Here is a 17,005-nt window from a genome sequence, read left to right as displayed (position 1 = left end):
CCGGGGACCTCAGACGTCCCGCTTCTCCAGCAGCGCGAAGGCGGCGCCGAACGCGACCGTCGTCGCGCCGAGGATGATCCACAGCGGGTCCCAGCCGCCCGGGCCCGACTCGCTGAGGGACGCGGCGTAGAACACGCTGAGCTGGCTCGGGATCGAGTACTCGAACAGGGCGTCGCGCACGGCCCGCAGCGACTCCGAGAACATGAAGAGAGCGATCACCAGCGGGGCGAGCACCGCGCCGATCATGATGGTGATGGCGCCCGCCGAGTGCCGGATGATCGAGCCGATGGCCAGCGACAGCAGGCCCAGCAGCGCGACGTACAGCGAGACGCCGACGGTGGCCTTCAGCCACTCCGCCCCGGAGGGCGACTCGGCGCCCGAGCCGTCCAGCATGGCCAGGTGCATGACGGCGACGAGGGTCACGGACACCAGCGTCACGACGAACGCGACCAGGAAGAAGACCACGCCCTTGGCGGCCAGCACCCGGCCGCGGCTGGGGCATCCGACCATCGTGGTGCGGATCATGCCCGTGCCGTACTCCGACGCCGTGGTCAGCACGCCCAGCGTGATGATGCACATGCTGCCCAGCAGCACGCCGAAGAAGCCGAGGCCGAGCGGGCTCTCGCCCTCCAGGGCCGGGTCGGAGCCGGCCACCACCGCGCCGGTCAGCGTGCCGATGCCGACCACGAGCAGCACGAACACGCCGAGCGTCCACATCGTCGAACGCACCGACCGGATCTTCGTCCACTCGGAGGCGATGGCGTGCCCGAGGTGCGTGCGCACCACCGGGATCGGCGAGGTGTAGCCGGGGTACGGCGAGCCGGAGGCGGGGACCGCGGTACCGGCCGCCGCCTGCCAGGCGGGCGCGGCCTGCGGCATCTGGGACTGGGGGCTGCTCATCGGGCGTCCTCGGGCTTGGTCAGGTCAGGGGTCGGAGCGGAGGCCGGCGCACCGGCGGGCGCGGCGGGAGCCGCGGGCGGCTGCGCGGGAGCCTGCGGCGCGGACGGGGCCGGCGCGGCGTCCGCCTGCCCGGCGGGGTCCGCCGGGGCCTGAGGCGTCTGCGGCGCGCTCTGCGGGGCCTGGGGCGCCGGCTGGGCGTACGGGTTCGGCGTGCCCGGCCCGGAGGCGCCCGGGGCGCCCGGAGCCGCTCCGGGGGCGCCGTACGGGCCCGGAGCCTGCCCCGGTGCGCCCTGCGGCGGCATCGAGAACGGCTGGCCGCCCTGCTGGGGCGGCGGCGGGGCGTACCAGCCGGGCTGGCCCTGGCCGGGCACCGGCATCGGCGGCTGGGCGCCGGGCGGCAGCGGCTGCTGCAGGCCTTCCTTCTGGTCGATGGTCGAGCGGTAGTCGACGGCGCTCTGCGTCATCCGCATGTACGCCTCCTCCAGCGAGGCCTGATGCGGCGACAGCTCCCACAGCCGGACGTCGCTGTGGTGCGCGATGTCGCTGATGCGGGGGAGCGGCAGCCCGGTCACGCGCAGCGCCCCGTCCTGCTCGGGCAGCACGTGCCCGCCCGCCTCGGTGAGCGCGGAGGACAGCTTCTCGCGCTGCTGCGGCTCGCTGTCCGGCGTGCGCACGCGCGCGAAGTCCGCGGAGTTCGCGGAGATGAAGTCCTTGACGCTCATGTCGGCGAGCAACTGCCCGCGCCCGATGACGATGAGGTGGTCGGCGGTCAGCGCCATCTCGCTCATCAGGTGGGAGGAGACGAAGACCGTACGACCCTCGGCCGCGAGCGCCTTCATCAGGTTCCGCACCCAGAGGATGCCCTCCGGGTCGAGCCCGTTGACCGGCTCGTCGAACAGCAGCACCTGCGGGTCGCCGAGCAGCGCGGCGGCGATGCCGAGGCGCTGCCCCATGCCGAGCGAGAAGCCCTTGGAGCGCTTCTTGGCCACGTCCTGCAGACCCACGACGCCGAGCACCTCGTCCACCCGTTTGGCCGGGATGCCCGACAGCTGGGCGAGGGACAGCAGGTGGTTGCGGGCGGAGCGGCCGCCGTGCACGGCCTTGGCGTCCAGCAGCGCACCGACCTGACGGGCGGCGTTGGGCAGCTTGCGGTAGGGGTAGCCGCCGATCGTCACCCGCCCGGCCGTCGGGTTGTCGAGCCCGAGGACCATCCGCATCGTCGTCGACTTGCCCGAGCCGTTCGGCCCGAGGAAGCCGGTGACGGCCCCGGGCCGCACCTGGAAGGAAAGGTTGTACACAGCGGTCTTGTCGCCGTAGCGCTTCGTCAGGCCGACTGCTTCGATCATGCTCCGCACCCATCGCAAGGTTCAGGACAGCGGGGCACACGCCCCCGTAAGGGTTAGGAGGATATCGAGGCGCTGACGGTTCCACCCAAGAGCAGGTAAAGGGTCACGCCACACCGGTCCCGCTAGGCGTCCCGCTTCTTCAGCAGCACGTACCCCCCGATCAGGGCCGCGAGCACCCACAGCCCCATGATCCCGAGGCCTCCCCACGGCCCGTACGGCGTGTCGTCGTCCACCGGGGCGACGACCTGCATGATCTTGCTGCCGGCCTGGTCGGGCAGGAACCGGCCGACCTTCTTCGTCGCGTCGACGTTCCCGAGGATGTTGGAGATCAGGAAGAAGAACGGCATCAGGATGCCCAGCGACAGCATCGGTGAGCGCAGCATCGCGGCGACGCCCATGGAGAACATCGCGATCAGCGCCATGTAGAGGCCGCCGCCGAGCACCGCCCGCAGCACCCCCGGATCGCCGATCTCGGCCCGCAGGTCGCCCAGCATCGCCTGCCCCAGGAAGAAGGCGGCGAAGCTGGTGACCAGGCCGACCAGCAGGGCCAGCGCCGTGGCGACCGCGATCTTGCTGAACAGGAAGGACCCGCGGCGCGGCACCGCGGCCAGCGAGGTGCGGATCATGCCGGTGCTGTACTCGTTGGACACCACCAGCACCCCGAACACGATCATCGCCAGCTGACCGAGACTCATCCCCGCGAAGCTGGTGAACGTCGGATCGAACTCCGCCTGCTGCTGCGCGTTCATACCGTCGAACTCGTTCTTCGACAGGGCCGAGATCAGCATGCCGAGGGCGGTCGTCACGACCACCACCAGCGAGAGCGTCCACACCGTGGACGCCACCGACCGGATCTTGGTCCACTCCGACCGTACGACCTGGGTCGTCGCCATGCTCAGCCCTTCTTCCAGCCGTCGCCCCACTGCTGCTGCCGCGCCGGCTCGGCGCTCCTGCCGCTGTGCGCGTGGTACTCCACCGACTCCGCGGTCAGCCGCATGAACGCCTCCTCCAGCGACGCCTGCTGCGGGCTCAGCTCGTGCAGCGTGACCCCGTGCTGCGCCGCCAGCTCGCCGACGTGCTCGGCCTTGCCGCCGTCCACCTCCAGCGCCCCGTCGCCGCCGTCCACGGCCACGATCCCGGCCCGCCGCAGCACATCGAGCAGCTGTTCGCGCTGCGGGGAGCGGATGCGGACGTACGAGCGCGAGTTGCGGTCGATGAAGTCGGCCATGGAGGTGTCCGCGAGCAGCCGGCCCTGCCCGATGACCACCAGGTGGTCGGCCGTCAGGGCCATCTCGCTCATCAGGTGGGAGGAGACGAAGACCGTACGGCCCTGTGCGGCCAGCGACTTCATCAGGGTGCGGATCCAGTGGATGCCCTCGGGGTCCAGGCCGTTGACCGGCTCGTCGAACATCAGGATCCGCGGATCGCCCAGCAGCGCGGCGGCGATGCCCAGCCGCTGCCCCATGCCCATCGAGAAGCCCTTGGTCTTCTTCCGCGCGACCGCCGTCAGCCCGACCGTCTCCAGCACCTCGCGCACCCGGCGGCGCGGAATGCCGTTGCTCTGCGCGAGGCACAGCAGATGGTTGTAGGCGGTCCGCCCGCCGTGCCAGGCCTTGGCCTCCAGCAGCGCGCCGATGTACGTCAGCGGGTCCTTGAGCTGGTGGTAGCGCCTGCCGTCGATCCGGACGTCGCCGGCGGTCGGGTGGTCGAGGCCCAGGATCATCCGCATGGTCGTGGACTTGCCCGCGCCGTTGGGCCCGAGGAAGCCGGTGACGATGCCCGGTCTCACGGTGAAGGACAGGTCGTCGACCGCCACCTTCTCGCCGTAACGCTTGGTCAGCCCCTCCAGCTCAATCATGCGGCCACGCTAGAACGGGACAAAGCCCTCTGCCACCCGGAGGGGCAGAGGGCTTCGCGGAGGTCGGGACTCCGTGTGCCGGGCGTTACCGGGACTGCTGCGCCGGGACCCCGCGGGAGATCGGCTCGTCCTCGGCCGGCGTACCGGCGGCGGCCACCGCGGCGCCCGTGAGCGTCGCGAGCATCTCGCGGACGTTCGTCAGCTGGGCGTTGATGCTGTCGCGGCGGTTGGTGAGGGCGGCCAGCTCGCGCTCGGATTCCGAACGGATGCGGTCGGCCTTGGCGTTGGCGTCGGCCACGATGTCCTCGGCCTGGCGCTGGGCCGTCTCCACCGTCTGGCGGGCGCGGCGCTCGGCGTCCGTGCGCAGCTTCTCCGCCTCCAGGCGCAGCTGCTCGGCACGGTGCTCGATCTCGGCCAGACGCTTCTCGGCCTTGGCCTGACGGGAGGCCAGGTCGCGCTCGGACTGCTCGCGGCGCTTGGCGAGGTTGGTCTCGAAGTCGGCGGCGGCCTGCGCGGCCTTGGCGCGGGTCTCCTCGAAGAGGGCGTCCGCCTCCTCCCGCTTGGACTGCGCGTCCTTCTGCGCCTCGGCGCGCAGCTGGGCGGCGTCGCTCTTGGCCTTCTCGACGATCCGCAGGCCCTCGTCCTCGGCCTTGGCCTTGCGGTCCGCGGAGTACGACTCGGCGTCGTTGCGCACCTGCTGGGCCGCCGACTCGGCGAGCTCGCGGTGCTGCTCCGCCGCGCGCCGGGCCTCCTCGCGCAGGTCCTTCGCCTCCTCCTCGGCGAGGCGGAGGATCTTCTCCACGCGCGCGCCCAGGCCGGCGTACGACGGCTCGGCGTCGGTGACCTGTGCCTGGGCGTTCTGCGTCTCGAGGTGGAGCTCCTCGATGCGCTTTTCCAGAGCGGTGATGCGGGCGAGAGCGCTGTCACGGTCGGAGACGAGCTTGGAGATACGTTCGTCCACCTGAGCGCGGTCGTACCCACGCCGCACAAGCTCGAAGCCGTAGGGGGAAGTGTCGCTCATGGGGTTCCTGTCGAATGAGACCGGTGAGGTGATAGGTGGAATCCTAGGGGCCGAAACGGTGTGTCATCGAGCGGATGCACGTTTGATCTGGAAAATGACACCCCTTTTGGGTGGCTCGCCGCCGGAATGCTTGCCAAAGACATGGTCAAAGCCCCTGGCCCACACCGGTTTCGTCCCGTTTCGCTAGCTTTCCGAGGACTTGCCGCCCGATCGGGGCGCGCCGACCGTGGCGCCCGCCTTGACTCCGCCGTCCTTGGACGCCGCGGGGGCCTCGAAGGACTCCAACGCCTCCAGCACGTCCTGGACACGGGAGATCTCGGCGTTGATGTCCTCGCGGCGGCGGACCAGGACCTCCAGCTCGCGCTTGCCCTCCTCGACCGTGCGCTTCGCCTCGCGGATCGCCTCGGCCTTGAGCTCCTCGGCCTCCCGGACCAGCGTGGACTTCTTCTGCTCGGCCTCCTTGAGCAGCCCTTCCGCCTTCTTCACCGCGGCGATACGGACCTTGCCCGCCTCGGAGTTGGCCTCCGACACGATCTCCTTGGCCTTCGCCTGCGCCTTCGCCAGCTGCTCCTCGGCCGCCTTGATCAGTGCGTCGCAGCGGTCGCCCGCCGACTTCATCGTCTCGGCCGACTCCCGGCGGGCGCGCTCGTGCAGCTGTTCGATCTCCGAGGTGATGCGCTCGCGCAGCTCCTCGGCGCGCTCCCTTATCTGCGTGGCGTCCCGGCGCGCGCCGACCAGCAGCTCGTCGGCGTCCGTACGGGCCTTCTCCACCAGCGAGTTGCCCTCGACCGTCGCCTCGGACACGATCCGGTCGGCCTCCGTGCGGGCCGCGCCCACCATCGTGTCGGCCTGCGACTCGGCCTCCGCGGTGGTCTTGTGCGCCTGCTGCTGCGCCTCGCTCAGCAGCTTGTCCGCCTCGGCCGTGGTCTCCGTGATGAGCTTGTCGACCTGCTCGGCCGCCTCGGAACGCCGCTTGTTGGCGTCCTTGCGGGCCTCGTCCAGTGTGCGCTCGGCCTCCTCGCGGGCACCGGCGACGAGCCGTTCCGCCTTCGCCTCCGCCTCGGCCTTGACGCGCTCGGCCTCACCGCGCAGCCGCTCGGCGTGCTGCTGCGCGGCGCCCACCGTCTCGGCGGCCTCGGCACGCAGCCGCTCCGCCTCGCTCGTGGCCTCGCCGACCAGCTGCTCGGCCGTGGCGACGGACTCGGCCCGCACCCGCTCGGCCTCGCCGGCCGCCTCCGACCGCAGGCGCTCCGCCTCGGACAGGGCATCGGTGCGGACGCGCTCGGCCTCGGTGACCGTCTCCATCCGCAGCCGGTCGGTCTCCTGGACCGTCTCCGTGGTGAGCCGCTCGGCCTCGCTGCGCGCCTCGGTGATGAGGGTGTCCGCCTGCGTCGCCGCGTCCGAACGGATGCGGTTGGCGTCCTCGCGGGCGTCCGCCCGGGTACGCGAGGCGTTCTGCTCGGCCTCGGCGATGGTGTCCGAGGCCTCCGTGCGCACCCGCTGGGCGTGCTCGGAGACCTCCGTGCGGATCCGCTCCGCCTCCGCGATCGCCTCGGACATCGTCCGCTCGGCGAGCGCCTTGGCGGCCTCGGTCTCCTCGTGCGCCTCGCGCCGCAGCCGGCCCGCGTCCTCGCTCGCCCGCTCGCGCTCGGCGTAGGCGTCCGCGCGGACCCGGTCCGCCTCCTCCTGCGCCTCCCGCCGCGTCCGCTCCGCCACGTGCTCGGCGGCGCTGCGCAGCCCGGCGATCTCCTCCTGGGCCTGCTCGTGCAGCCCCGCCACGGAGTCCCGGACCTGCTGCGCGTGCTGCTCGGCCGCCGACACCATCTCGGTGGCCCGCCGGTCGGCCTCCTCGACCAGCCGGACGGCCTCGGTCTGCGCCTCCTCCACGCGCTTGCGCGCCGAGGCCAGCAGCTCCTCGCTCTGCTCGCGGGCCCGCTCGCGCTCCTGGTCGGCCTCCTGCCGGGCGCTGCCGAGGAGCTCCTCGGCCTCGCGGCGGCGCCGGTTGGCCTCGTCCTGGGCGGCGGCCAGCGTCTCGGACGCCTCCGCGGCCAGCCGCTCGGCGGCGGCCTGGGCCTCCGCGCGCATGCGGTCGGCGCTGTCCTGCGCCTCCGACTTCAGCCGCTCGGCCTCGTTCGCGGCCTCCGACCGCAGCCGTACGGCGACGGCCTCGCCCTCGGCCCGCGCGGCCGACGCGTCCGAGGCGGCCTCGTCGCGCAGCCGCTCGGCCTCGGCCTCCGCCTGCTGCCGCAGCGCACGGATCCGCTCGGCGGCCTCCGCGCGCAGCCGCTCGTTCTCCTCGGCGGCCTCGCGGCGGATCCGCGCGGCCTCCTCGCGGGCGTCCGACAGCGCCTGCTCGGCCGCCGTCAGCCGCTCCTCGGCGTCCCTCCGAAGCCGCGTCAGCTCCTCGGCGGCCTCCGCCCGGCGGGCCTCCACGGCCCGCTCGGTCTCCGCGTGCAGCTCGCGCGCCGCGCGCTCGGCCTCGGCCTTGAGCGCCTCCGCCTGCTCGACGACCTCCTCGCGGTGCCGCTCCGCCTCCTGCCGGGTGCGCTGCAGGGTCTCCTCGGCCTGCCGGCGCAGGGTCGTGGCCCGCTCGATGGCCTCCGTGCGGACCTTCTCGCTGTCCGTCTGGGCCGTCGTGCGCAGCTCGTCCGCGTCCGCCTTGGCCTTGGCGAGCAGCTCCTCGGCGGACCTCGCCGCCTCCTCGATCTGCGCCACGGCCTCCTTGCGGGCCTCGGCGCGGATCTTCTCGCCCTCCTCGACGGCGTCCGCCCGCAGCTGCTCGGCCTCGCCGCGCAGCCGGCGGGCCTCCTCCTGCAGCTCGACCGTCTTGGCGCGGTACTCCTTGGTGTCGTCCTTCGCCGCGCCCTTGAGCTGCTCGGCGATGTCGTGCGCCTCGGCCCGCAGCCGGTCCGCCTCGGCCTCGGCCTCCTTGCGGATCCGCTCGGCCTCCTCGGCCGCGGCCCTGGTGGTCTTCTTGGCGTCCTCCGACGCCTTGGTGAGGACCTCCTCGGCGGTCCGCGCCGCCTTGGACAGCTGGGTCGCGGTCTCCTCGGCGGTGAGCGTCCGGGCCTTCTCGGAGGCCTCGGCGACGATCTTCTCGGCCTCGGCGCGGGCGTCCGCGACGATCTGCTCCGCCTCGGACTTGGTGTTCTCGGCCTCCTTCGTGGCCTCCTCGACCAGCCGGGCGACCTGCTCCTTGGCGGTGCGCGTGCGCGTCTCGTTCGCGGACTCGGCGCTCGCCAGGGCCTTGGCGGCGGCCTCCTTGGCCTCCGCGACCAGCTTCTCCGACTCGGCCTGCGCCTTGCGCAGCGCCTCCTCGGCCTCGGCCATCCGCTGCGCGGCGGCCTTGCTGAGCTCCTGGGCCTCGCGGCGCGCGGACTCCGACTCCGTGACGGTGGAGGTGCGCAGCTGCTCGGCGTGGTCGGTGGCCTCCTGGGCCTGCGTGGAGGCGGCGTTGAGGAGCCGCTCGGCGTCCGCGCGGGCGCGCCGCAGGATCTGCTCGGCCTCGGTCCGGGCCTCCTCGGCCGCGCTCGTCAGCCGCTGCCGGGCCTCGGTCGCCAGCCGTTCGGCCTCCGCGCGGGCGGCGGCCAGGGACTGCTCGGCCTCGGCGCGGGACTCCTCCAGCAGCCGGCGGGCCTGCTGCTCGGTGCGGGCGCGCAGCTGCTCGGCCCACGCCACGTTCTCGTTGACGTGCGACTCGACCGTCTGGCGGCGCTCGGCCAGCTCCTGGTCCAGCTGCTGGCGGCGGGTCACCGCCTCCTGGTGCAGCTCCGCCTGCAGCCGGGCCGCCTGCTCGGCGTGCTCCTGGAGGATCCGCTGGGTCTGCGCCCGGGCCTCGCTCAGCTCCCGGTCGGCGTCCGCCCGGATCTGGTCGGCCTGCATCTGCGCGTTGCGCAGCAGCTGCTCGGCCTGCCAGCCGATGTCGCCCCCCTCGAAGGAGGGCCGGGACATGATGGTGCGCCGCGCCTCGTGCAGCTTGGCGCGCAGCACCTCGACCTGGTAGCCGAGGTCCTCGGCGTGCTGGATCGCCTTTTCCCGTTCGGTCTTCAGCCGCTTCATCTCGGCTTCGAACCGAGAGAGGTGGTCGACGTCAGCCGCCGGCTCTCGCTCCTGGCTCTCGTAGCCCCGCACTGCGCGGTCCCATCCGTCCCCTGGTCGCAACTCTTTCCGAACGAGCTCCGTCCATCCGCCGAACGGGGCCCCCGGGGAATGGTGTCAGATCATCGGCGGAGCAGAGGCTGCTGCCCCGACGCTCGTCCCCCGAAACCCGGACCCCGGTGGTCCTGCCGTCGCACGGCGGGACCGCGGTCACCCTGGACTCAGCGGCGACCGCACCCAACCCTACCGGCCCTTATGTACGAGGGTCAGTGCTCAGGTGACTCAACAGGCGCCGAAGTGACCAGTTCTGTCAGTACGCCATGACAGTCCTTGGGGTGCAGGAAGGTGATCCGTGACCCCATGGAACCGCGTCGCGGCTCTTCGTACAGCACGCGTACGCCCTTGTCGCGGATGTCCGCGGCGTCCGCGTCCACATCCGCCGTACCGAAAGCGATGTGGTGGACGCCCTCCCCGTTCTTCGCGAGCCACTTCGCGACGGTGGAGTCCTCGCGGGTCGGCTCGAGAAGCTGCAGGTAGGTGGCCCCGCCGTCGGACGTTTCGTTGATCTTGAGCATGGCCTCGCGCACGCCCTGCTCCTCGTTGATCTCGGAGTGGTACACCTCGAAGCCGTAGGTGGCACGGTAGAACTCGACAGTCTTGTCGAGGTCGTGGCAGGCGATTCCGATGTGGTCGATTCGCGTCAGCATGAATTCAGTGCAGCGCCCCCGCGGTGGTTACGCAACGTGCGCGCGATCACACCGACAGCCCGATGACGGCACGGAGTGCCACTCAGTACATTCGAAGTAAACCCTCGTTCACTCCTCGGCTGTGCAGCCGGTAAGGGGATCGCAGCTCATGACTTCTGGAACATCTGAGGCGAACAGCTCGGTGATCGTCGCGGGCGCGCGGACGCCCATGGGACGGTTGCTCGGTTCACTCAAGTCCTTCTCCGGAGCCGACCTCGGCGGCTTCGCGATCAAGGCCGCCCTCGACCGTGCGGGGATCGGCGGCGACCAGGTGCAGTACGTGATCATGGGCCAGGTGCTGCAGGCCGGGGCGGGGCAGATCCCGGCGCGCCAGGCCGCGGTCAAGGCCGGCATCCCGATGAACGTGCCCGCGCTGACCATCAACAAGGTGTGCCTGTCCGGCCTCGACGCCATCGCGCTCGCCGACCAGCTGATCCGCGCGGGCGAGTTCGACGTGGTCGTCGCCGGCGGCCAGGAGTCCATGACCAACGCCCCGCACCTGCTGCCGAAGTCCCGCGAGGGCTTCAAGTACGGCGCGGTCCAGATGCTCGACTCCATGGCCCACGACGGCCTGACCGACTCCTTCGACGGCGTCGCCATGGGCGAGTCGACGGAGAAGCACAACACGCGCCTGGGCATCGGCCGGGCCGAGCAGGACGAGATCGCGGCGCTGTCGCACCAGCGGGCCGCCGCCGCGCAGAAGAACGGCCTGTTCGAGGCGGAGATCACGCCGGTGGAGATCCCGCAGCGCAAGGGCGACCCGGTGCTGTTCAGCAAGGACGAGGGCATCCGCGGCGACACGACCGCGGAGTCGCTCGGCAAGCTGCGCCCGGCGTTCTCCAAGGACGGCACGATCACGGCCGGCTCCGCCTCGCAGATCTCCGACGGCGCCGCCGCCGTGGTCGTGATGAGCAAGGCCAAGGCGCGCGAGCTGGGCCTGGAGTGGATCGCCGAGATCGGCGCCCACGGCAACGTGGCCGGGCCGGACAACTCGCTGCAGTCCCAGCCGTCCAACGCCATCCTGCACGCCCTGAAGAAGGAAGGGCTGGAGGTCGCGGACCTCGACCTCATCGAGATCAACGAGGCGTTCGCCGCGGTGGCCGTGCAGTCCATGAAGGACCTCGGCGTGTCCACCGAAAAGGTGAATGTCAACGGTGGTGCCATCGCCCTGGGTCACCCGATCGGGATGTCCGGCGCGCGGCTGGTGCTGCACCTGGCGCTGGAGCTGAAGCGGCGGGGCGGCGGCGTGGGCGCCGCCGCGCTGTGCGGTGGCGGTGGTCAGGGTGACGCGCTGATCGTCCGGGTACCGAAGGCCTGAGACCGCGCCGGTCTCCTCGGTCTCTTCGGGTAGGTCCTTTTTCTGAACGGAGCTGTGATGCAGGACGTCTCCACGCTGGTGGCCCAGGCCAGGGAGGGGCGGCCGCGGGCCGTGGCCCGGCTGATCTCCCTGGTGGAGGGGGCGTCCCCGCAGCTGCGGGAGGTCATGGCGGCGCTCGCGCCCTTGACGGGCGGGGCGTACGTCGTGGGGCTGACCGGGTCGCCGGGTGTCGGCAAGTCGACGTCGACCTCGGCGCTGGTGACGGCGTACCGCAAGCAGGGCAAGCGGGTCGGCGTGCTCGCCGTCGACCCGTCCTCCCCGTTCTCGGGCGGAGCGCTGCTCGGGGACCGGGTGCGGATGTCGGACCACGCGTCCGATCCGGGTGTCTACATCCGCTCGATGGCCACGCGCGGGCATCTGGGCGGGCTGGCGTGGGCCGCGCCGCAGGCGATCCGGGTGCTGGACGCGGCCGGCTGCGACGTGATCCTCGTCGAGACGGTGGGGGTCGGGCAGTCGGAGGTGGAGATCGCCTCGCAGGCGGACACGTCGGTGGTGCTGCTCGCGCCGGGGATGGGCGACGGGATCCAGGCGGCCAAGGCCGGGATCCTGGAGATCGGTGACGTGTACGTCGTCAACAAGGCGGACCGGGACGGGGCCGACGCGACGGCCCGCGAGCTGAACCACATGCTGGGGCTGGGCGAGGCACGGGGGCCGGGCGACTGGCGCCCGCCGATCGTCAAGACCGTCGCCGCGCGGGGCGAGGGCGTGGACGAGGTCGTGGAGGCGCTGGAGAAGCACCGGGCCTGGATGGAGGAGCGGGGCGTCCTCGCGGAGCGGCGGATGTCCCGGGCTTCGCGCGAGGTCGAGACGATCGCGGTGACGGCCCTGCGGGAACGGATCGGCGACCTGCACGGGGACCGGCGCCTGGGGGCGCTGGCGGAGCGGATCGTGGCGGGGGAGCTGGATCCCTACCGGGCGGCGGACGAGCTGGTGGCGGGGTTGACGGAGGGCTGAGCGCCGGGGGGCTTTGCCTGCGGCGGCCTGTGCGGCGTGGGCGGGGGTGCGGGTTGCGCCTGCCGGCGGGGTGTGGGGCGGGGCCGCGCCGGGGGGTGTCCGTCCTCGGATCGGCGCGATGGAGTTGTCTATCGGCTGACTGTTCTTTGACGCGCCGACCGCTGCGGGCGGACAGCCCCCGGCACGTCCCCTTCCGTGCGTGCGCGGGTGCGGGTCCGCCCCGCTGCGGGGCGCCGGTCCCGCCTCGCTGCGGGCATGCGTGCCGCTGGGAAGGCACGGGTGCCCGCAGCCGCACTCCGCGCGCCGCCGGGATGCGTATCGCCCCGGCGGCGGCACGGACGCCGGGGCGGTGGAAGCCGCAGTGACCGGTCAGTCCTGGTCGTCCGAGCGGTCCGCCGTGACCTTGCCCGTCTTCAGGTCGATCGTCCAGTCCTGCTCGGCGCCGCCGGACCGGTGGGTCTCGGCCTCCCAGGACGTGTCGCCGCTGTCGTCGTCCAGGTCGACGGACGTCACCACGCCCTTGCCGGCGGCGGCCTTCGCGGCCTCCTCGGCCGTCACCGAGGAGCCCTTCAGCGCCGCCCGCACCTGTGCCGTGTCGTCCTCGTCGTCGGTGTGCGCGCCGAGGACCTTGCCGCTGGACGGGTCGACGCTCACGCTGTGCCAGGTGTCGTCGCCGGACAGGACGTCGACCGTCCAGACCACCTTGTCGCCGTCGTCCTCGTCGTCCAGCTCGGCGGAGACGGCCGTGCCCGGGGTGTGCTTCAGCGCGGAGGCGATCGCCTCGGGCGCCGTGACGTCGGAGGAGGCGGCCCGCGCCGCGTCGTCGTCCTCGCGGTCGTCCCGGGTGCCGTCGCCCGTCTGCCGGGTGTCGGCCGCCTGCCGCGCCGGGCCGTCGTCGTCTCCCGTGGTCGCGAGGGCCGTCGCGGTACCGCCTCCGATCAGAGCGGCGGCGGCCACGGCGGCGATCACGATGTTGCGCTTCATGCGGGTTCCTCCCGAGTCGTTTCGCTTTCGACGTCTTCGACTCTGGCCGAGGGAGGCTGAGAGGAAGCTGAAGGCCCCTGAAGGGATCTTCAGGTTGCCTTTGCCACTCTTGAGGCATGCGCCTGTTGATCGTGGAGGACGAGAAGCGGCTGGCCCTGTCGCTCGCCGGGGGCCTGACGGCCGAGGGGTACGCCGTGGATGTGGTCCACGACGGGCGGGAAGGGCTGCACCGGGCCTCGGAGGGGAGCTACGACCTCGTCATCCTGGACATCATGCTGCCCGGGCTCAACGGCTACCGGGTCTGCGCCGCCCTGCGCGCCGCCGGGCACGAGGTGCCGATCCTGATGCTGACCGCCAAGGACGGCGAGTACGACGAGGCCGAGGGGCTCGACACGGGCGCCGACGACTATCTGACCAAGCCGTTCTCGTACGTCGTGCTCGTCGCCCGGATCAAGGCGCTGCTGCGGCGGCGCGGGCAGGGGGCCGGGGCCTCGCCGGTGCATGTGCACGGGGACCTGAAGCTCGACACGGCCGCCCGGCGGGTGTTCCTCCGTGAGGACGAGATCGCCCTCACCGCCAAGGAGTTCTCCGTGCTGGAGCAGCTCGTGCTGCGGGCCGGGGAGGTGGTGTCCAAGTCCGAGATCCTGGAGCACGTCTGGGACTTCGCGTACGAGGGCGATCCGAACATCGTCGAGGTGTACGTCAGCACCCTGCGGCGCAAGCTGCGCCCGGGGCTGATCCGCACCGTGCGCGGGGCCGGGTACCGGCTGGAGACCTCGCCGTGAGGCGGCTGTTCGGGTCCGTCCGGGCGCGGGCCACCCTCGGTGCCACGCTGGTGGTGGCGGTGGCCCTGGTCGCGGCGGGGGCGGCCGTGCTGCTGTCCCTGCGGTCCAACCTGATGGGCGAGGCCGGTACGCAGGCCGAGCGCTCCGCGCGGGCCGTCGCCTCCGAACTCGCCGCCGGGACGCCGTACGACCAGCTGTCCGGGCTGGACGGGGACATCGGGCCGGTGCAGGTGCTCGACGAGGACGAGCGGCTGGTCGCGGTCAGCGAGGACCTGGAGCGGATCAGCGGCACGGACAGCACACGGGTGAAGCCGCAGCCGGCCGCGGGCGGGGACGGCGACGACGACTCCGACGACTCGGCCGAGCCCCTCGAACCCGGGGAGATCTCCGGGGAGAGCGTCTTCCGGAACGGGTCGGCGACGGTCGACGGGGACACGGAGGACTACCGGTTCGCCGCCGTGGAGGTGGAGACCCACGACCGCGGGCACCTCAAGGTCTTCGCCGGCGCGCCGCTGGCCGCCGAGCACGGGGCCGTGCGGACCGCCCTGACGGTGATGCTGATCGGGTTCCCGCTGCTGCTCGCCGTCGTCGCGGGTGTGACCTGGCTGGTCACCCGGCGGGCCCTGCGGCCCGTGGAGGGCATCCGGCGCGAGATGGCCGCGATCACCCGGTCCGAGGACCTCACGCGGCGCGTCCCCGAGCCGGACACGCACGACGAGATCGCCCGGCTCGCCAGCACCACCAACGAGACGCTCGCTGCGCTGGAGACCTCCGTGGAGCGGCAGCGCCGCTTCGTCGCCGACGCCTCCCACGAGCTGCGCAGCCCGATCGCCTCGCTGCGGACGCAGCTGGAGGTGGCCGCCGCCCATCCCGAGCTGCTGGACCTCGACGGGGCCGTGGAGGACACTGTGCGGCTGCAGCGGCTGGCCGCCGACCTGCTGCTGCTCGCCCGGCTGGACGCGGGGGAGCGGCCCGCGGACGCGAAGGTCGACCTCGCCGGGCTGGCCCGGGAGGAGGCCGAGGGGCGGACCCGTGTGAGCGTGGACGCCGAGGCGGTGGAGGTGGCCGGATCCCGGGGGCAGCTGGGGCGCGTGCTGGCCAATCTGCTCGACAACGCCCAGCGGCACGCCCGTTCGGCCGTCACCGTGACGGTGCGGCGGGAGGGGGACCGGGCCGTGGTCGCCGTGGCGGACGACGGGGAAGGGGTACCGGAGGCCGACCGGGAGCGGATCTTCGAACGGTTCGTACGGCTGGACGCCGCCCGCAGCCGCGACGACGGCGGTGCCGGGCTGGGCCTGGCCATCGCCCGGGACGTGGCCGTACGGCACGGCGGCACGCTCACGGCCGGGCGGGGGCCCGCGGGCGGAGCCCTGTTCGAGCTCCGCCTGCCGGTGGTCCAGGGCCGGTCGCCCGGGTCAGGCCCCGCTTCGGCGGCCTGACCGGGACCGGGCGGGCTACGGGCGCCCGCGCTGGCCGCGCAGGTGCTCCGCGATGGGCTTGAGGGCCTTGTCGAGCTCCGTCAGGGCCTCGGGGGACAGCAGGTCGATGAAGTGCCTGCGCACGGACGCCACATGGTGGGGCGCGACCTTCTGCATCGTCGCCATGCCGTGGTCGGTGAGGACCGCGTAGAGCCCCCGGCGGTCCGACTCGCAGTTCTCCCGCCGGACCAGGTGCGCGTTCTCCATGCGCGTGATCTGGTGCGAGAGCCGGCTCTTGGACTGGAGGGTGGCGGAGGCGAGGTCGCTCATCCGCATCCGCTGGTCGTCGGACTCGGAGAGATTCACCAGGATCTCGTAGTCGTTCATTGTCAGGCCGAACGGCTGCAGGTCCTTCTCGAGCTGGTATGTCAACAGCTTGTTGACCTCCAGGTGGGTGCGCCAGGCGCACTGCTCCGCATCCGTCAGCCAGCGGGTGGCCGTCTCGGTCTCCATGAATGAAGTCTACCTAAAAGGTTGAAAGGCGAACTAGTGAGGGGTTGCGTGTGACGGCGCACACCTGCCGAACAGTGGTGCTCAGGCGTTCGATGTCACACTCCGCAGACTACCGCTCACAGCCCGAAGCGACGCTGGAGGTCCCCCAGCTGTCCGGGAAGGCGCGGTACCCCCGACTGGCCCGCCTGGGGGCTGTGCGCCCCGCCGCCGGGCACCCCCGGCTGGTGCGGAACGGCCCCCGCGGCCTGCTCGGCCATCAGGGTCTCGGAGGACTGCAGCAGCACCGTGCCGGCGCCCACGAACTCGAACTGGTGCTCCTCGCCGGAAGCCCCGCCGAGGCCAGTCAGCGCACGTAGACCGCCCATGACGCCGGTCATGTACCCGTGGTCGTAGTGGTGGCAGGGCGAGGGGCAGTCCGCCCAGCCGACCAGGGCCTGGGGGTCGACCCGGACGGGGGGTTCCATGAACACCACCGGCCCGTTGGACGCGGCGACGAACTTCCCGGTTCCGATGAGGGTCAGGAAACCCGGCACGATCGATTGCTTCAGCGACAGAGTTGGCTGAAAAGCGAGCAGATTGCCGGAGCGAATGGTCAGGTTGCCGTCCTCGAGGTCGTACGAATTCACATCGAAGGCCCGGTCGGCGAGGAGCATCTTGCCCGAGCCCTCCGCCACGACCCAGTCGCTCGCGTGCAGTGGCGAATGGAAGGATGTGCGCACCAGACGGTCCAGCCGGCCGTGCCCGACGCCGTTGAAGTCCATCGAGCCGTAGTAGGCGATCATCTTCCCCTTCTGCAGGAACCACTGGCTCCCCTTGAGCTCCACGCAGAAGGCGTAGGGGGTGACGTTGTCGTCGGACGGCAGCGTCGCCGGGTCGAAGACCGCGGGGCCGGCCCCCGGAGTTCCGTAGGTGCTCATTAGAGGACCATCCCTTCTGCAGCCCTCACGGGTAGGGTTGTGACCTCTCGGTCCCGGTGGGTGCATGGCTTGGCGTGCGCGCTGCGT

General features: G+C 72.2%; 14 protein-coding genes. 4 read left to right on the top strand and 10 right to left on the bottom strand.

Going from position 1 to position 17,005, the window contains the following annotated elements:
- Positions 1 to 9: 9 nt before the first annotated feature.
- From ABZY20_RS03690 to mce, 7 genes are all read right to left on the bottom strand, one after another.
- Positions 10 to 900, bottom strand: coding sequence for an ABC transporter permease (locus tag ABZY20_RS03690; protein WP_356436077.1), 891 nt, complete (start codon positions 898 to 900; stop codon positions 10 to 12).
- Positions 897 to 2,246: an ABC transporter ATP-binding protein gene (locus tag ABZY20_RS03685; RefSeq protein WP_356436076.1), complete on the bottom strand. Its 1,350-nt coding sequence runs from the start codon at positions 2,244 to 2,246 to the stop codon at positions 897 to 899. The genes ABZY20_RS03690 and ABZY20_RS03685 overlap by 4 nt, the downstream gene beginning before the upstream one ends.
- Before the next feature lie 122 nt (positions 2,247 to 2,368).
- A complete protein-coding gene (locus ABZY20_RS03680; protein ID WP_356436074.1) occupies positions 2,369 to 3,139 on the bottom strand; it encodes an ABC transporter permease in 771 nt (256 codons plus the stop codon).
- A 2-nt stretch (positions 3,140 to 3,141) separates the two neighbouring features.
- A complete protein-coding gene (locus tag ABZY20_RS03675; protein WP_356436072.1) occupies positions 3,142 to 4,104 on the bottom strand; it encodes an ABC transporter ATP-binding protein in 963 nt (320 codons plus the stop codon).
- Positions 4,105 to 4,189: 85 nt separating this feature from the next.
- Positions 4,190 to 5,125 carry a cellulose-binding protein gene (locus tag ABZY20_RS03670; protein ID WP_356436071.1) on the bottom strand — a complete coding sequence of 312 codons (936 nt, stop codon included), beginning with the start codon at positions 5,123 to 5,125 and terminating at the stop codon, positions 4,190 to 4,192.
- A 183-nt stretch (positions 5,126 to 5,308) separates the two neighbouring features.
- Positions 5,309 to 9,256 (bottom strand): polarized growth protein Scy, encoded by a 3,948-nt coding sequence (gene scy / locus ABZY20_RS03665; protein WP_356436068.1) that lies wholly within the window; start codon positions 9,254 to 9,256, stop codon positions 5,309 to 5,311.
- A 233-nt stretch (positions 9,257 to 9,489) separates the two neighbouring features.
- Entirely contained in the window at positions 9,490 to 9,930 is a 441-nt protein-coding gene (mce, locus tag ABZY20_RS03660; protein WP_356436066.1) for a methylmalonyl-CoA epimerase, read from the bottom strand.
- Positions 9,931 to 10,078: 148 nt separating this feature from the next.
- On the opposite strand from mce, the gene ABZY20_RS03655 reads away from it, so the two are divergent.
- Positions 10,079 to 11,287: an acetyl-CoA C-acetyltransferase gene (locus ABZY20_RS03655; RefSeq protein ID WP_356436063.1), complete on the top strand. Its 1,209-nt coding sequence runs from the start codon at positions 10,079 to 10,081 to the stop codon at positions 11,285 to 11,287.
- Positions 11,288 to 11,344: 57 nt separating this feature from the next.
- Positions 11,345 to 12,301: a methylmalonyl Co-A mutase-associated GTPase MeaB gene (gene meaB / locus ABZY20_RS03650; RefSeq protein WP_356436060.1), complete on the top strand. Its 957-nt coding sequence runs from the start codon at positions 11,345 to 11,347 to the stop codon at positions 12,299 to 12,301.
- Between the two features lie 369 nt (positions 12,302 to 12,670).
- Here meaB and ABZY20_RS03645 read toward each other — a convergent pair whose 3' ends face one another.
- A complete protein-coding gene (locus tag ABZY20_RS03645; protein ID WP_356436057.1) occupies positions 12,671 to 13,285 on the bottom strand; it encodes a PepSY domain-containing protein in 615 nt (204 codons plus the stop codon).
- Positions 13,286 to 13,401: 116 nt separating this feature from the next.
- Between ABZY20_RS03645 and ABZY20_RS03640 the strand changes: the two genes are divergently transcribed.
- Both ABZY20_RS03640 and ABZY20_RS03635 read left to right on the top strand, forming a co-directional pair.
- Positions 13,402 to 14,070 carry a response regulator transcription factor gene (locus ABZY20_RS03640; RefSeq protein WP_356436055.1) on the top strand — a complete coding sequence of 223 codons (669 nt, stop codon included), beginning with the start codon at positions 13,402 to 13,404 and terminating at the stop codon, positions 14,068 to 14,070.
- The gene (locus ABZY20_RS03635; RefSeq protein WP_356436052.1) at positions 14,067 to 15,509 is read left to right on the top strand and encodes an ATP-binding protein; all 1,443 of its coding nucleotides are present in this window, start codon (positions 14,067 to 14,069) and stop codon (positions 15,507 to 15,509) included. The genes ABZY20_RS03640 and ABZY20_RS03635 overlap by 4 nt, the downstream gene beginning before the upstream one ends.
- Positions 15,510 to 15,524: 15 nt before the next feature.
- Here the strand turns inward: ABZY20_RS03635 and ABZY20_RS03630 are convergent, their stop codons facing one another.
- Together ABZY20_RS03630 and ABZY20_RS03625 are read right to left on the bottom strand one after the other, a co-directional pair.
- Positions 15,525 to 16,001 (bottom strand): MarR family transcriptional regulator, encoded by a 477-nt coding sequence (locus ABZY20_RS03630; RefSeq protein ID WP_356436050.1) that lies wholly within the window; start codon positions 15,999 to 16,001, stop codon positions 15,525 to 15,527.
- A 116-nt stretch (positions 16,002 to 16,117) separates the two neighbouring features.
- Positions 16,118 to 16,918, bottom strand: a complete 801-nt coding sequence (locus ABZY20_RS03625; protein WP_356436048.1) for an AIM24 family protein — start codon at positions 16,916 to 16,918, stop codon at positions 16,118 to 16,120.
- Positions 16,919 to 17,005 lie beyond the last annotated feature (87 nt).

Source organism: Streptomyces sp. NPDC006624, from assembly GCF_040611555.1.
GTDB lineage: Bacteria > Actinomycetota > Actinomycetes > Streptomycetales > Streptomycetaceae > Streptomyces.
Note: the sequence above shows the minus strand (reverse complement) of the source record. Positions and strands in the feature narration are given on the sequence as shown.

Excerpts from the sequence above, each read along its gene's own strand:
- ABZY20_RS03690 (WP_356436077.1), bottom strand. The coding sequence starts at position 900 with ATGAGCAGCCCCCAGTCCCAGATGCCGCAGGCCGCGCCCGCCTGGCAG.
- ABZY20_RS03685 (WP_356436076.1), bottom strand. The coding sequence starts at position 2,246 with ATGATCGAAGCAGTCGGCCTGACGAAGCGCTACGGCGACAAGACCGCT.
- ABZY20_RS03680 (WP_356436074.1), bottom strand. The coding sequence starts at position 3,139 with ATGGCGACGACCCAGGTCGTACGGTCGGAGTGGACCAAGATCCGGTCG.
- ABZY20_RS03675 (WP_356436072.1), bottom strand. The coding sequence starts at position 4,104 with ATGATTGAGCTGGAGGGGCTGACCAAGCGTTACGGCGAGAAGGTGGCG.
- ABZY20_RS03670 (WP_356436071.1), bottom strand. The coding sequence starts at position 5,125 with ATGAGCGACACTTCCCCCTACGGCTTCGAGCTTGTGCGGCGTGGGTAC.
- mce (WP_356436066.1), bottom strand. The coding sequence starts at position 9,930 with ATGCTGACGCGAATCGACCACATCGGAATCGCCTGCCACGACCTCGAC.
- ABZY20_RS03655 (WP_356436063.1), top strand. The coding sequence starts at position 10,079 with ATGACTTCTGGAACATCTGAGGCGAACAGCTCGGTGATCGTCGCGGGC.
- meaB (WP_356436060.1), top strand. The coding sequence starts at position 11,345 with ATGCAGGACGTCTCCACGCTGGTGGCCCAGGCCAGGGAGGGGCGGCCG.
- ABZY20_RS03645 (WP_356436057.1), bottom strand. The coding sequence starts at position 13,285 with ATGAAGCGCAACATCGTGATCGCCGCCGTGGCCGCCGCCGCTCTGATC.
- ABZY20_RS03640 (WP_356436055.1), top strand. The coding sequence starts at position 13,402 with ATGCGCCTGTTGATCGTGGAGGACGAGAAGCGGCTGGCCCTGTCGCTC.
- ABZY20_RS03630 (WP_356436050.1), bottom strand. The coding sequence starts at position 16,001 with ATGGAGACCGAGACGGCCACCCGCTGGCTGACGGATGCGGAGCAGTGC.
- ABZY20_RS03625 (WP_356436048.1), bottom strand. The coding sequence starts at position 16,918 with ATGAGCACCTACGGAACTCCGGGGGCCGGCCCCGCGGTCTTCGACCCG.